This is a genomic window from Arthrobacter vasquezii (assembly GCF_029455255.1).
GTDB classification, from domain to species: domain Bacteria; phylum Actinomycetota; class Actinomycetes; order Actinomycetales; family Micrococcaceae; genus Arthrobacter_D; species Arthrobacter_D parietis.
This window is the reverse complement of sequence record NZ_JAROKN010000010.1, coordinates 1-13,991: the sequence shown is the minus strand read 5'-3', so window position 1 is coordinate 13,991 and position 13,991 is coordinate 1. Positions and strand designations below refer to the sequence as shown.

The 13,991-nt window shown below is 60.1% G+C and carries 16 protein-coding genes and 1 pseudogene; 9 read left to right on the top strand and 8 right to left on the bottom strand.

Annotated features, from left to right (window positions below; all coding sequences use genetic code 11):
- Positions 1 to 3 precede the first annotated feature (3 nt).
- Together P4U43_RS06250 and P4U43_RS06245 are read right to left on the bottom strand one after the other, a co-directional pair.
- A complete protein-coding gene (locus P4U43_RS06250) occupies positions 4 to 1,758 on the bottom strand; it encodes an McrB family protein (RefSeq protein ID WP_277357944.1) in 1,755 nt (584 codons plus the stop codon).
- A 119-nt stretch (positions 1,759 to 1,877) separates the two neighbouring features.
- Positions 1,878 to 2,789 (bottom strand): MT-A70 family methyltransferase, encoded by a 912-nt coding sequence (locus P4U43_RS06245; RefSeq protein ID WP_277357943.1) that lies wholly within the window; start codon positions 2,787 to 2,789, stop codon positions 1,878 to 1,880.
- Between the two features lie 173 nt (positions 2,790 to 2,962).
- On the opposite strand from P4U43_RS06245, the gene P4U43_RS06240 reads away from it, so the two are divergent.
- Both P4U43_RS06240 and P4U43_RS06235 read left to right on the top strand, forming a co-directional pair.
- Positions 2,963 to 3,448: an SRPBCC family protein gene (locus P4U43_RS06240; protein WP_318533007.1), complete on the top strand. Its 486-nt coding sequence runs from the start codon at positions 2,963 to 2,965 to the stop codon at positions 3,446 to 3,448.
- A 123-nt stretch (positions 3,449 to 3,571) separates the two neighbouring features.
- Positions 3,572 to 3,715: a hypothetical protein gene (locus P4U43_RS06235; RefSeq protein WP_277357942.1), complete on the top strand. Its 144-nt coding sequence runs from the start codon at positions 3,572 to 3,574 to the stop codon at positions 3,713 to 3,715.
- Positions 3,716 to 3,733: 18 nt separating this feature from the next.
- Here the strand turns inward: P4U43_RS06235 and P4U43_RS06230 are convergent, their stop codons facing one another.
- Positions 3,734 to 4,144, bottom strand: coding sequence for a hypothetical protein (locus P4U43_RS06230; protein ID WP_277357941.1), 411 nt, complete (start codon positions 4,142 to 4,144; stop codon positions 3,734 to 3,736).
- A 575-nt stretch (positions 4,145 to 4,719) separates the two neighbouring features.
- Between P4U43_RS06230 and P4U43_RS06220 the strand changes: the two genes are divergently transcribed.
- Positions 4,720 to 5,331, top strand: a complete 612-nt coding sequence (locus P4U43_RS06220; RefSeq protein WP_277357940.1) for a hypothetical protein — start codon at positions 4,720 to 4,722, stop codon at positions 5,329 to 5,331.
- A 66-nt stretch (positions 5,332 to 5,397) separates the two neighbouring features.
- On the opposite strand, the gene P4U43_RS06215 is transcribed toward P4U43_RS06220, so the two are convergent.
- Positions 5,398 to 6,219 carry a hypothetical protein gene (locus P4U43_RS06215; protein ID WP_277357939.1) on the bottom strand — a complete coding sequence of 274 codons (822 nt, stop codon included), beginning with the start codon at positions 6,217 to 6,219 and terminating at the stop codon, positions 5,398 to 5,400.
- A gap of 476 nt (positions 6,220 to 6,695) precedes the next feature.
- On the opposite strand from P4U43_RS06215, the gene P4U43_RS06210 reads away from it, so the two are divergent.
- The 3 genes from P4U43_RS06210 (at position 6,696) to P4U43_RS06200 (ending at position 9,582) form a co-directional block, all read left to right on the top strand.
- Positions 6,696 to 7,748, top strand: coding sequence for a PDDEXK nuclease domain-containing protein (locus P4U43_RS06210; RefSeq protein ID WP_277357938.1), 1,053 nt, complete (start codon positions 6,696 to 6,698; stop codon positions 7,746 to 7,748).
- A 46-nt stretch (positions 7,749 to 7,794) separates the two neighbouring features.
- Positions 7,795 to 8,226 (top strand): LexA family protein, encoded by a 432-nt coding sequence (locus P4U43_RS06205; protein WP_277358007.1) that lies wholly within the window; start codon positions 7,795 to 7,797, stop codon positions 8,224 to 8,226.
- A gap of 75 nt (positions 8,227 to 8,301) precedes the next feature.
- On the top strand, positions 8,302 to 9,582 hold the full coding sequence (locus P4U43_RS06200) for a Y-family DNA polymerase (protein WP_277357937.1): 1,281 nt from the start codon (positions 8,302 to 8,304) through the stop codon (positions 9,580 to 9,582).
- 338 nt (positions 9,583 to 9,920) lie between these two features.
- Here the strand turns inward: P4U43_RS06200 and P4U43_RS06195 are convergent, their stop codons facing one another.
- The 4 genes from P4U43_RS06195 to P4U43_RS06180 form a co-directional block, all read right to left on the bottom strand.
- Complete coding sequence (locus P4U43_RS06195) at positions 9,921 to 10,136, bottom strand: helix-turn-helix domain-containing protein (RefSeq protein WP_277358006.1); 216 nt, start codon at positions 10,134 to 10,136, stop codon at positions 9,921 to 9,923.
- A gap of 137 nt (positions 10,137 to 10,273) precedes the next feature.
- Positions 10,274 to 10,531 (bottom strand): ParB family protein, encoded by a 258-nt coding sequence (locus tag P4U43_RS06190; RefSeq protein WP_277357936.1) that lies wholly within the window; start codon positions 10,529 to 10,531, stop codon positions 10,274 to 10,276.
- A gap of 24 nt (positions 10,532 to 10,555) precedes the next feature.
- Positions 10,556 to 10,891, bottom strand: coding sequence for a hypothetical protein (locus P4U43_RS06185; protein WP_277357935.1), 336 nt, complete (start codon positions 10,889 to 10,891; stop codon positions 10,556 to 10,558).
- Positions 10,892 to 10,974: 83 nt separating this feature from the next.
- Positions 10,975 to 11,166, bottom strand: a complete 192-nt coding sequence (locus tag P4U43_RS06180; protein WP_277357934.1) for a hypothetical protein — start codon at positions 11,164 to 11,166, stop codon at positions 10,975 to 10,977.
- Positions 11,167 to 11,272: 106 nt separating this feature from the next.
- On the opposite strand from P4U43_RS06180, the gene P4U43_RS06175 reads away from it, so the two are divergent.
- The 3 genes and pseudogenes from P4U43_RS06175 to P4U43_RS06165 all read left to right on the top strand — a co-directional run.
- A complete protein-coding gene (locus tag P4U43_RS06175) occupies positions 11,273 to 12,391 on the top strand; it encodes a tyrosine-type recombinase/integrase (protein ID WP_277357933.1) in 1,119 nt (372 codons plus the stop codon).
- 4 nt (positions 12,392 to 12,395) lie between these two features.
- The gene (locus P4U43_RS06170; protein ID WP_277357932.1) at positions 12,396 to 12,716 is read left to right on the top strand and encodes a helix-turn-helix domain-containing protein; all 321 of its coding nucleotides are present in this window, start codon (positions 12,396 to 12,398) and stop codon (positions 12,714 to 12,716) included.
- A gap of 464 nt (positions 12,717 to 13,180) precedes the next feature.
- Positions 13,181 to 13,991, top strand: a pseudogene (locus P4U43_RS06165) (hypothetical protein); the annotation flags it as partial.

Here is a 13,991-nt window from a genome sequence, read left to right as displayed (position 1 = left end):
GGCTTAAGTCTCGGCCACTTCTGATACGCGGGTAGTTGTGTCTAATTGGAGAAGCCTCTCGATAACTGCCTCCGGCTGGATCCCGGACGTCAGGTTAACTAGTCCAAGAGCGCTCCTGAACTTGCCCAGGGCATCAGGCTCGACTTCGCCTTCCAGCGCGTACTCGGAGAGCAGAGGCAGGACCTCATAAATCAGGCTTTGGGCAATGCCGGCGATGACCTCATCCTCGTTCTCAGCGGATTTATTCGGCATAAAGTAGGACGGCCCCACTTGAATGCCGATCGTTGCTTCACTGACTAGTTCACCGACCATAGCGAAAAGCTGCAGCGCTATCCGCTTTGCACGCTCAGTCTTGTAACCGAGGTTTGACGCGATAGGGGCATCCGTCGATGGCACATCAAGGAACACGAACCGACGACGGAGCGCATAGTCGATCACCGCAATGGACCGGTCCGCTGTGTTCATCGTTCCGATGATCTGCAACGAGTTGGGCACCATGATGGAGGTATTCCCATCGACGGAATACGGTGTCGCGACCGGCTCGTTCCGATACTCGAGCGCATAGAGGAGCTCTCCGAAGATCGCCGGAATGTTCCCACGGTTCAGTTCATCCAGAATGAGGATCAGCTCTGTGCTTTCGCCCCGACTAGCGAGTTCTCCGCCGAGAGCGCTCATGAAGCTCAAGACACGATGCTTCGGTGTGAAAGTGACGCCTCCCGCCACCGGCTCGGCTACCAACGCGCGAACAAAGTCTGTGTATTCGTAGCTGGGATGTATCTGAACAATCTCCCACACGGCTGGTACGCCACGGCGCACGATTTCGTCTGCGACGCCTTCCACAGTTCGCTCATGGAGCGGCATGGTGTCAAGAACGCGCTGCAGGTGCCCTTCGTCTCGTCGGCCACCTGTTGCCCATGAAATGTAAGCCTTCGCCAGATAGGTCTTTCCGGTACCAGGAGGGCCTTGAAGGACGACCTGCCCCTTCCTTTCGAGTTGAGCACGCAGCTCGGACAGCCCGTCGGGCACGGCAGCGCGTGGGGCCGACGGCGTCGCTGGTCCTGCCGGGTCGGCTGCTGCACGGAACTCATTACGCGAGAGATTGAGCCAATGATGGGCACCAATCGATAGTGCGAAGTCGAGGACTTCATCGTCCTGGGGTCGGAACCATGATTTCCATGCGCTCGCGCGTTCCCGGATTAGGGACAGCAAACCCGGCACCGCGTAGGCAGTGGGCAGGAAACGCTCGACCCCGGTAACACTGCCAGCATGTCTCAACAGCACAAGAAGTTTGCAGGTCTCAAGGTAGCTGAGAACGTTCGTTGTGGGCTTCGCGTTATCTTGGGTGGTGATTGCGAGTTGAACCAGACGGGCGTGAAGTTCATTGCGATTGATCATCGCCGGGATGATGCGCCCGTCGGAATCAGTCAAGTGCTCCCGGACCACCACCTCAAGGCGGGAGTCAGCCAGCAATTGCGCACACCATACGAGAAGATGTGCATCCGGCCGGGCGTTCCGGGCCGCCCGCAACAGCTCATCATCTAGAAGAACCTGGCCAGCGGCCCTGTCTTGCTTTTCCAATTTCGGTTCGTATGTGAAGAGATCGTTCCAGAGTTCCTTTATCGACCCAGCCGCGGCAAGCTTCGCCTCAACGCTGCCCGCCGTATCCAAACCTGGCTGGAGGGTTTTGAGGACTTCGACGAACTCATTGACCTTGAAGAACTTAGTCAGCGAGACAACGCCCGGTGATTCGATGGGCATTATTGTCTCCAGCTAGACGGCGTCTGTAGTAGGTAGGTGTTTCGTCACCTAGATACTACAGACGCCGAGAGAGCGAAATCGACGCTGGGCTTGAGCAGTGCCCGGGTTCCGAGGAGTTACTACCCTTGCGCCTGCAACGCCGGAACCGCTCCGCGCGGCCGTATGTCGGCACCCGCGCGGTCTAGCAGGGCACGAACCCGCGTAATGGTAAATCCGGTTTCGGCAGCGATGTCTCTGATGCTGAATCCGAGCCGTTCATACATGTCGTGCAAATCCGCTGCCAATGCGTCAGCTTCGACGTCCTGAATTCGCTCGTACTTTGCAAGCTCCGGGATATCTACGCCGTGGCGTTCAATAGCGCCGCCGGCATAGCCCTTCGACACTGCACCCCTAGGCGCTTCATCGCCCGACTCATCACCCCAAGCAACCCAGCCGGGCTGCGGGTGACGGGCAAACATCTCCAGCCACGGCCCAGGCGAGCAGGCCTCGATAAGAGGATACTGCTCGTCAGGCTTGCGCGAGTGCTCTCGCTTCCGACTTTCAATCATGTTCACCTGACTGCGTGCCGGCGGCAGAGTCCGCATAGAGCCTTTGACGCCGAACAGCAGAATCTCAGTAACATTGCGGAAGTAGAAGCCGACACCGCGTCCGTCGGGCCCCCCGTCTTTGCGTCGCTTCGCCCATATGATGTGACTGATGTACCGAAAGCCCCATGCCTCCATGACGGCTAGACCATCCGGAAGCATCGCGTTGGGCACCCACAGGTAGAGATGCGCGTTTTTAGCACAGTGCTTGGCCACGGGCAGCGCCTTGATGTCATCAAGCTCCATCGTGCTGTAGCGGTCGAGCCGTCGGTGCTCTGGCGCTACTTTCCCTGTCCGGTTAGCAAAGCGCCACGGGGGGTCAGCGAGGACCGTTTGAAAGCCCCCTTCAACGGTCGGCAATGGCGCTGGTTCAAGCGACTCCCTCAGGGGAGCTGGCTTCACGGCGGATTCAGCAATTTGGATCTTCACAAAGAGATCTTCGCACATGGATGTGACGGTAATCGACACCTACAAGTACGGCGCGTTGGACACGCTTGAACTAGCGGTATCGCGACCTACCCTCAGATTAGCCCTGTGACGATGAGATAGCTTTTCTTGGTAGGAGTCGCCCTGTTCTGCGGCGTCTATTCCACTTGCAGCCCTTGGGGGGACGGTAGTCGGTGTTTGAGCGGGTGCGCGATGAAGTGATTGATGTTGTCGCCTCAATTGACTTGGCTGTACCCCCTCGGGAGGTGTGGGCCGTCATCAAGCCGCCAGAAACGGCAACACTCCTGGACCCGAATCTGATAAGAGCGTTTCGGGTACCTGGCACTCCCAAGGGTGTAGGCGAGATGCAAGGTTTTATCGGTCACCGCGACGGGCGGGAGTACGCACAACTAGTTGAAGTGGTGGAAGAAGTCGCCGAACGGTGGGTTCTGATCCGTGTTGTGGGTGGACCCGATGAGGCTGCACGGACGGGGTACAGACTGACTGCGATACCGGAAGGAACACGCCTCGAGCAGTTGCTCAGTGTTACTGTTCCCGCCAGTCAGATCAAAGCTAGGAATCAAATTCGCCAGCAGTACCGCGCAGCAGCTGAAGCCTTCCTCGAAAGGGTCCGCGTGCTGGTCGCGCCAGCGGGTCCGTCATCGGGCCGGCATACCTAGTCGCCAATTGGGTCACCAAGGACCTCGCCAAAGCAACCATCTGGTTCAGACGCTGCCACCAACCGGGATCGAGGGACTGGTCATCAAGAGCGCCGGCCAGGAGTACCAGGGTGGTGAAAGGCAATGGCTGAAGGTCAAGCACCGGAGACCTTCGACGTCGTCTGTGCGGCGATGATCGGCCCCATCCCACCGGGAGGGCTGGGTGTGGCGCAGCGCCGTCACACCCAGACAACGATGAGCGCTGAGCTCTCGTACTCAGCGCTTTAGACCATCGGTACCTTGAAACTACCGATCGAGTTTGTCGGCTGCAGCATTGCGATCCACACCGCCACCGATAGCGGCTTCAAGAACGGGAATCTTCGATTCTCTCGCTGACATGTTTGCGTCGACGATCGTCCAGTTTTCACCCGTCAGTATTTCGATCGGTGTGGCTGTATCTCCGTCAACGGCTAGGTATTTATGCATCCCAGCAAGGGCTTCTTGTTGGTCGGAGTAAGCGGTGATAGTTACTCCATCCGCGCATCTGATCGATTCAGAATCGAGCACAGCCCCAGAGGTAACGTTCTCTGAGGGACAGCCACCTCCCGCATCGATTACTGCGGTCCGCATCTCTTGAATCGAATCGAAGGGACCTCCTGGCTGATCCGATTCACCGCATCCACACAAAACACTCATAACAGCGATAAGCGCTGTCACACGGCCAAATCTTCACGTTGCTCCTTTGCTAGCTTCCTCTCAGCGCTGAAGCTACAGCATCGATACCCCTCCGGTCTCATCTTCGCTTTCATCACCGATCTGGATGCCGCGTTGGAGGGCTGCTGCCGTGCGGGTGTAGGCGTCGGCGATGTAGCCCTCGAGCTTGGCCCATTCGATGCGCCGTTGCCCGCGGCGCCAATCTGGATCGCAGGCAGATCCCCGGAGCTCAGGAGTGCCCGAACCTGGGATTCGTTGATTGCCAGCTCGGCCGCAACGTCCTTAATGGTCAGGAAGCGCGGGTGTTCCTGTCCGAGCATACGGCCGGCCCTCCTTCACATAGTCGTTCTCGACTTCTGAAGACAGGTGGCGGGCTGACCAGCCACCTCACCGCACCTACCTGAACACGAACCAGCCCTTTGCCTACAGAAAACATCGCAGTGCCGGACTCCTGACCACATCAGCAAGGTCACATCACACCGATTAATCTCCTTGTGGCGTCCGCCATAAGGAGGCCGGATGGTTGTTCAATGTTCATAGCTGGGAACTCATTACCGCGCCTACCGAGGAAGTGCCCGATGGATGACAGCGAATCGATGACCGAACCAATCAAGAAAAAGTCATTTGGGAAAGCGATAGGAGGCGTAGCTGGCGTAGGCGTCTTCCTTGCTGCTCTAGGTCTCGCCTTGGACTACTACTACTTCACCAATGGCGGCATTGGCCCCACCACTCCACCTGACTCCAATTCCCAAGGCGAACGGCCTGACGAGGAATCGAACGAGCCCGATCCACCCTCGCCTCCTGACACGACACCTCCCCCATCACCGGATGCGTTAGCTTCGATCATTGTTGAGACAGCGGTGAGTAATACCATTTATGGGAAGGCAGTCGGCGACGAATACCAGATGCACAACGGCCACGGCTACATCAAGGTGGCCTACGGCTGGTCAGGAAGGCGCGCCAACGACACTGAAGTAGTGGGTGAGACTTGCGACATCGTCGTTGACATCACCGGCCCTGAAAATATCCCCTCAGAAACCTATGCACAGTGTTCGAACCACGAAACAGACTTCTTCAACGCCTCAGACAATGACATGCAGATCAGTACCCCCGGGACCTACGAAATCACGGTGACTGATGAGAAGACGGGAGTTTCGGGCTCAAAGGAAATCACTATCCTGGGCGAGTAAACCGGGAAAACGTTTCTCACCTTCCGGTTTGGCTAGGCGGCAAGATTCTCCCATCGGCGCCCGTTGTTATCTGGATTGTTCTGCCAGCCTGCGCAGCTCATTGGTCATGGCTGTGGACGGTGCGTAACCGCTCGACTGCTCGGTAAGGAACTTCCGCGCTACAGCTGTGCGATCTCTAACTGTGTGAACCTCCTGCCAGGGCAGGCTGGCGCGCAGTTCTCTAGCCAGTTCGTCTATGCGCCCCATCAGCTTGGAATATTCGGCTTGTGCGTTATCTCGAACGAGGCGGCTTGCCTCCCGCAGGATAAGGGTGGTCATGTAACCACCTTCGTTAGATTGCAGCAACGGCTCTAGAAGAGTTTTACCAATGGAGACGCGTGTGTGGGTCGTTGCGCCCCGGTACTGAGGCTCACGCTCGAGCTGTTCGGCCAGGTGTGTCATTCGGATCCGGGATGCCCTATACAGATCCGTACTCTGAGCGTCCTGCTCCTCGGACCAATTTTCTTCGAGCTCCCCCAACTCCTGCTTCCAGGACGGCACGGCGTGGTAGAGGAATACGGCACCACTGGCAATCCACTGGAGGAAAACCCCATCAATCTGTCCGGAACGCTCCTGCCATAGGTTTAGAAGCTGTGCGGGAGGCTCCAGTTTCGCATCGTCATCCGGATTCCATGTTGCTATAAGTTCTGACGGGTCAAGGCGCGAAACCGTGAGGGACAAAAATGGCGCGAACGCGTGCTGGGCCAGGTCAAGGATTTCGTCGACGGAAGTCGTCTCATGCCAAAGAATTACAGCCGGCTCCCCCGGGAATACCGCTTCCATGAGGCGCAGGCCTCGCCTCTCCACACCCTGACGGATCTCCAAAACCATTTCCTCGAAATCTTCCACCTCCGCACCATACCGAATTGCGAGTTGACTGCTCATTCTGCCCAGCTAAGACGCGGCGCAGCGCTTCCTCTAACGCCTGTCTTTGCGACGTTGCCCTTGTGCCCAAGAGAGCTATTGAGGCGCCGCACCATCGTGCACGAGTACATCGTTTATTGCTCGACTCTCTAACAGAATGGTGAGCATCGCGTTGAGGGCTTCCTGCCACCTGTCACGGCCCATGCTCCCCCACGCTTCGTTGCTTGTCCCGCACGCACGTGGACAGCAGGAACCAGCCTGACCGCCTGCACAACACCCGCCACCTCACCGAACAGGGATTTCCTCGCCTCGTGTAAGCGGTGGGCCTGCACAGCCTCGTTCGGTGCGATCCGGGTTCAAGGCTTGAAGGGCCGGCGGAGCCCACCGGGGTTTCGTCTCAGCTGCCGTCGTCCTTTGCATAGATTCGTTCCAGGACGGCGGGTGTCAGGAGAATGAGGTGTATGACGCCTGCTGATGTTGTTCTTCCCGATGGCTACAACCAAACACTGGCCGCGCTGAAGGTCCGGGTCCGTGACGCCCGTGTCCAGGCCCAGCGCACTGTGAACACGCAGCTCATCGAGTTGTACTGGCACATCGGTACTGAAATCCGTGTGCAGCAAGAGCGCCAGGGGTGGGGAGCAGGAGTCGTTCGACGTCTTGCGGATGACCTCCGAGCGGAGTTCCCGGACATGACGGGTCTCTCGTACCGGAACCTGCAGTACATGAGGGCTTTCGCCTCCGCTTGGGACGACCAGCCAATTGTGCAACAGACTGTTGCACAATTGCCGTGGGGTCACATCGTCACCCTCCTGGACAAGCTCGACGCTGCGGCCGAGCGTGACTGGTATGCGGCTGCCGCGGTGGAGTATGGGTGGTCGCGGAACGTGTTGCTGAACATGATCATGAACCAGTCGATGCAGCGCACCGGGGCTGCGCCGTCGAACTTCGCCCGGCAGCTTCCTTCCCCCGATTCCGAGCTGGCCCAGCAGGTCGCCAAGGACCCGTACGCGTTCGAGTTCCTCGGCCTCTCCGGTGAAGTCGCCGAACGGGACCTGGAACAAGCGTTGACGGACCGGATCGTTGATACCCTGCGCGAGCTCGGTCCCGGATTCGCGTTCGTTGGTCGGCAGGTGCACTTCGACGTCGGCGGCGACGACTTCTATCTCGACCTGTTGTTCTTCCACGTCGAGCAGCTGCGCTATTTCGTCATCGAACTCAAGACCGGAAAGTTCCAGCCCGAATACGCCGGGAAGCTGAACTTCTATGTCGCCCTGGTCGATGACCAACTCAAACGCCCCGCCCACAACGACACCGTGGGCATCCTGATCTGCGGGTCCAAGAACGAACACACCGTCCGCTACGCCCTGGGCCGGTCGGACTCCCCCATGGCCATCTCCACCTACACCTATGACTCCCTGCCGCCGGCCGAGAAAAACGCCCTTCCCGGTGCCGAGGAGCTCTCCGCGGCCTTCGACCAGCTCGAACCAGGAACAGGTTCCACCTCCGACGGATAGGTGTACTTTTAATCGAACACGTATTCGATTAGGAGCACCCAAAATGATGACCATAGTTGTTGATGTGCGGGAGGTACGAGCGATCCCGCCGGTTGTCACGGTGCTGTCGTCGCCTGTCTCCATCCCAGCTGGGTTCCCATCACCTGCGCAGGACTACTACGACAAGGGCATCGATCTGAACGCTCACCTGATCAAGGACGTGACGAGCACGTTCATTGTGCGGGTTTCGGGTGACAGTATGAGCGGGGCCGGTATCAGCGACGGCGATGAGCTCGTCGTGGACCGCTCACTCACCCCGCTGGATGGGTCCGTGGTGGTCGCGGTACTCGATGGAGAGCTGACCATCAAACGGCTCAGGATCACCCGGCGCGGTGTTGTTCTCGCCGCGGAGAACCCGTCCTTCCCGGACATTGTGGTGCCCGAACTGGGGGATCTGAGCATTTGGGGTGTGGTCACCCGCTGCCTGCATTACGTCTGAGGTACCACCTAGTGTGAGCACCGCCAGACCACACGCCCTTGCAGCCCGGCTGCACGCCAGGAAAAGACGATCCGAATGAGTACCCGCCAATTCGCCCTCGTGGATGCGAACAGCTTCTACGTCAGCTGCGAACGGGTCTTCGACCCCTCGCTGGAGGGCGTTCCCGTCGTGGTCCTGTCGAACAATGACGGGTGCGCGGTGGCCCGCAGCCCCGAGGCGAAAGCCCTCGGCATTCAGATGGGTGAACCCTGGTTCAAGCTGGCGCCGCGGGCCAAGGAATGGGGACTGATCCAACGCTCCAGCAACTATGAGCTCTACGGTGATCTGAGTTCCCGGTTTATGACCCTCCTGGGCCGGTACAGCTACCGGCAGGAGGTGTACAGCGTGGACGAGTCCTTCCTGATCCTGGACGGCCCGCCAGAGGAGCTCGTCGCGACCGGCAGGGACATCCGATTCACGGTCGCCAGGAACACCGGCCTGCCCGTCTGCGTGGGTATCGGACCGACGAAAACGCTGGCGAAGTTCGCCAACCGCATCGCCAAGCAGAACCCGTGGATGGACGGGGTCTGCGACCTGGACACCATGCCGGCCACCCAGGTGGAGGCCATCATGGGCCGGGTCCCGGTCACCGGGATCTGGGGCATCGCCGGCCGGCTCGGGAAGCGCCTGAACGCCCTGGGTATCTTCACCATCAAGGACTTGCGTGACGCGGACCCGGTCCTGATCCGGAAGAAGTTCAACGTCGTCGTCCAACGCACCGTGCTCGAACTGCGCGGGATCCCTTGCATCGAGCTGGAGACGACCCGGGCGGATAAGAAGCAGACCATCTTCTCCCGGTCCTTCTCCACTCCGGTCACCAGCGTCGAGGAGATGCATCAGGTGCTTTCCCTCTACGCCCAGTCCGCCGCCGTCCGGTTAGCCCGTGACAAGCAGGTGGCCAAGATCATGACCGTGTTCGCCGGAACCTCCCACTTCAACGAGCGGGCCTCGTCCTTCCCGTCAGTGACGGTGAAGCTGCCGACCGCGACCGCTGACCCGGTCCTCCTCACAAAGGCCGCAGTCGGCGCCCTCGATGGGGAACTGATTGAAGGCATCCCCTACGCGCGGGCGGGCGTCATGCTCACCGGGCTCTCCCCCGCCGGCGCCGAACCCACCTTCGACGAGTTCGTCACCGTGCACGAGCGCCGTGAAATCGGGGACCTCATGGGCAGAATCAAAGACAAGTACGGTTCCACCAGCATCGGCCTAGGTGCTGCGGGCATGCTCAAGCCGCCGGACTGGACCATGAGTCGGAAGCATCAGTCCCCCCGCTACACCACCGAATGGGCCGAACTGCCCATCGTCAGGGCGAGCTAGGACAACGACGCAGACGCAGCTCCGGTCCCCGCTTTTAAGTAAGCGGTGCCGGCGATCGTCCGAATGGGGGAAACGTACGGGGCCGGCCCCTGGTCACATCATAATGGGGCATCAATACGTTACCCAGTCTCCTGACCAGCCGGCTGAAAGGCTGGAAGGTTCGCCGTCAGGTGACTTGTGGCGAAGGGTGGTGATGGGCGAGGGAGAACAAACGGTATAGGGCCTACTGCGAAATGCGCAGCGATGCCGAACTGGACTCCAGAGCAACAACCCCCTGGAGGAGTCCGGACCGGCACGGCGCGGGTGCACTGAGTTCGCTACCCGTTCTGGACCGATGCTTAGTCTGCTTCGGTGTCGGTGAGCTGCACGCCGCGTTGAATTGCTTCGGAGGTGCGGGTGTAGCCGTCGGTGATGTAGTCCTCGAGTTTGGCTCGTTCGATGCGCCATTGCCCGCGGCCACCGATCTGGATCGCCGGCAGGTCACCGGAGGCTATGAGGGCCCGGACCTGGGATTCGCTGGTGGCCAGCTCGGCAGCGACATCCTTGATGGTCATGAAACGGGGGCTCGACTGGTTTGTAGTCAATATGTTGTCCTCGGCGATGTTCTCAACTGGTGTAGAAGCTGGGGTCGGGTGCTGCACCACACAGCTCCCGACCCCGTCTCTTTCTTGTTTTCCCTGCGAAAGGAAATCTATTCGGTTCGGTGCTTCTCCTCAGTGAGGTTCCGCCTGCCCGTGCGCAGTGCTCCTGGTGGCACCGGCTCCCAGGGCTTGCCGCCGTTGTACTTGCGCTGCAGCCGGCGCACTTCTTTCAGGACCGCATTCTCGATTAAGTCTGACACGGACGCATACCCTTCAACGGCACCTGTGGACAGGAAGGCAGCGCGGACCCTGCCCGCGTCGTCCTGGGTGAAGTACGGGGTGAAGGAGGCCGGTTTCCGCTTACTCATCTACTCAGATACTCATTCACTCATCTACCGGTCGGCTGGGTTTTCGAACCGGGCTCGGGCTTCGTTGGCCGTCAGGTTCAAGGCTTCCCCGATGTCGTGCCAGTCGCCGCCTTCATTGCGTGCGAGTTTCACTGCTGCGGCCAGTTCCCGTTCTGCCCGCTCGAACCTTTCCTGGTGGCCTTTGAGTAGGCTCCGCCAGTCCTCGATGAGCCATCCACGGCCCATCATGTCCTCGTCATCGGAGAGCTCAAAGCAGTCCCCCAACAGCCGATAGGAGTTGAGCAGTTTCGCGGCCTCGTCTGGGCTGAGCTCGTCGAAGTCGTTGGTGTCGCTGGGTCCTGCGTAGGGCTGGTCCCTCATGGTTAGTCCTTGGTTGGTGGGAAGCGCCGGCGACCATCGTAGAGCGGCCGCCGACACTCCCCCGGTGTTTGGGCGAAAAGGCTTTAGAACGGCGGGTCGACGGCTTCGGGTGCGTTGCCCCAGCCGCTGGTGCTGGTAGCACCGGCTGGTGCACCCCACGGGTCTGCTTGTGCGCCCTGGCTGCGTGGAGCTCCCCCACCTTGGTCGTTGCTGTCGTTGGTGGTGCGTTGCGTTCTGTTGATTTTCGCTGTCTGGAATCCCGCAGGTTCGTTCATGAGTAGCTAACCTCCAGTCCATGCGGGATCTGGCCAAGACCCGACTTTTGACCGGCGGAACAAATTGTGACGCGATTTCATAATTCCTGAAGCTTCCGTGATATTCATGATCAGTGCTAAATATTACCGAACCCAGGTGTATGTGATGGCGCTTGCTACCGTCCGCTCCATCGGTTTCAGCCGGGCACTGCAATCTTTGCAGGACGAGGAGGATTTCGAGCAGGAGTTGGTGGATCAGTTTGCGCTGGCCCAGGTGGGTGCTGGTCTTACTGACCAGTTCGTGCGGACGGAGCGTTCGGTGATTTTCGAGTTCACCCGTTTCCTGGGGCAGCCGGTCTGGACGGCCTCCCCATCTGATGCGGACCGGTTCCTGACCCATCTGCGGCAGGAGCGACGAAACACTCGGAGCACACGGGAAAGTAAGGCAGGAACCCTTGCCCGGTTTTTCGACTTCCTGATTGCCAGATACCAAGGGGACGTCCACGCGCTTACCGGTTATGTGCTGACGCAGCCGATCGACGAGTTCAACCGACCTTCAAGTTCCTCTTCACCCGCTGCCCGAGTCCCGCCCAGTGATCCTGAAGTTGAGACTCTCTTCGGGCAGTGGCGTGATGCGCTACCCACCGCACGCAAGTACCTACCCGCTGCCCGCGACTATCTCGCCGCTTCCCTCTGGCGCCGGGCAGGACTACGAATCAACGAGACCGTGATGCTCGACGTCAAGGACTGGCGCCCGGACCTCGGCGACCACGGCAAGCTCCACATCCGTTACGGGAAGGGCAGCCGCGGCCGCGGCCCGAAACCCAGGCTTGTTCCCGCGATCAATTCCGTCGACGCACTGCTGGACTGGTGGTTCACCGACGTGCGTCACCAATTCGGCGATGACTACCTGAACCCTGACGCCCCGCTACTTCCCAGCGAGCGGCACGACCAGCACAAAGGAGGCTGCGCTCGGGCCGGCGATGATGCCCTGCGCGCCGGCCTGGCAGGGGCTGTGGAACGTTGGCTGCCAGCGTGGAAAGGGCGACTGAGCCCACACGGCTTACGCCACTACTGCGCTTCCTCCCTCTATGCTCGTGGCCTGGACCTGAAAGCAGTGCAGGAACTACTCGGACACGAATGGCTGTCGACCACAACCCGCTATATCCATGTCCACGAGAACCACGTTAACCATGCGTGGGCGGTCGCTAACGAACGAGTGGCCGCCCGGCTGACAGGAGAGTGACACGATGCGTTGGAATTTACGGATGGTCGCCGCCGAGCGCGGAATCTGGAAATCGACCGAACTGCGCCGCCAACTCGCTGATGCCGGCCTGGAAATCAGTGCTGGCAAAATGTCCGGTCTCTGGACCGGGACCCCGACCACTATCCGCCTCGAAGACCTCGACATCATCTGCTTCGTACTCAACTGCTCGCCCACTGAACTGCTGATCCGCGAGCCGGAGAAAGTCACCGCGGCACGCCCACAGAAGGCGCAGGCCTCATCGGGCGGGTCCGTGCCTTCCATGGTTCCCCGGCTCGGCCGTAACCGAACCACACCTCCCGCATGAGGGGATCCAATCCACCACCGAACTGCACGATCTGCGCCCAGCGGCCCGTCGCATGGAGCGCACCCCGGCGCACGAAGTTTTGCTACGACTGCATGCCCGGCGGACCCTACGTCCCGCCACCGTGCCGGCGCTGCGGACGCACTGACGGCTACTACTCCGCCGGCCTGTGCAACCAGTGCCACCGCAGCTCACCCCAACCAGTGGCCGCATGCAGGGACTGCCATGCCTGGGGCGTGACACGGACCCACCAATGGCTCTGCGACGCGTGCCGGCACTGGCGAAAGAAGCACCCTCAAGGGTGCTGCAGAATCTGCTCTGCGGACGTCGCCGTCAACGATGACCAGGCATGTCGGCTCTGCCGGAGCCAATTCATCACCAGTGGAGGTAGGAAAAGCGGGATCAGTTTGGTGGAGGCCAACCGGTTCGGACAGCAACTGTTCCTGGCGAATCTCCGACATGCCAGAGTGGGGCAGCACCGCGGCACCCGCCGGAAGCGCACAAAGGCCCCCATAACGAGCCCGGCACCAACCTTCGAAGCGTTCGACCACCGCCAGCTCACCCTGTTCCCGGCATTCCGTGACCTTGCCAACGGAGCCATCCACGGGTTCCCGGCACCTGCTGAACCGAAAATGGCTGCATTCCTCGATCAGATCCTGATCGAACACGCCCGCGAACACGGATGGAGTCTCACAACCACGAAAAGGACACGCCGCGGACTGGCCATCGCACTTGGCCTGCAGGACACACCCGGCGCTCCGATGCTCGCCACCGACATCCTCAACTTGCAAAGCATCGGAATTACGACCCTTCGGCTGCTGGAAGTCTGCGCAGCATCAGGCCTACTCGAAGACAACAGGGAACCCGCCGTAGACAGATGGTTTGAGACCACCGTGGCTGAGCTCCCAGAGCAGTTGAGAACCGAGCTCGAGCGCTGGTACACCATCATGCTCCAAGGCAGTACCACCCCGCCCCGCAGCAAACCCCGCTCAGAAATAACAACACGCCTGTACCTGCGCTGGTCACTGCCCGCCCTGCGCTCCTGGGCTGCCGCTGGACGGACTTCCCTTCGGGAGATCACGCCGGAGGATGTCAGAGAAGTCCTTCCAGAAGCTGGCAACGCACGTGCCAGGATGGGACAAGGATTACGTTGCCTGTTCCGTGTGCTGAAGAGCCACCGACTCATATTCCTCAACCCGATCGACCCCATACGAACCGGCACCCATGCGACCCGCATCCCGCTGCCTCTGGCCTCCGCCCCGCTGCGCGACGCAATCA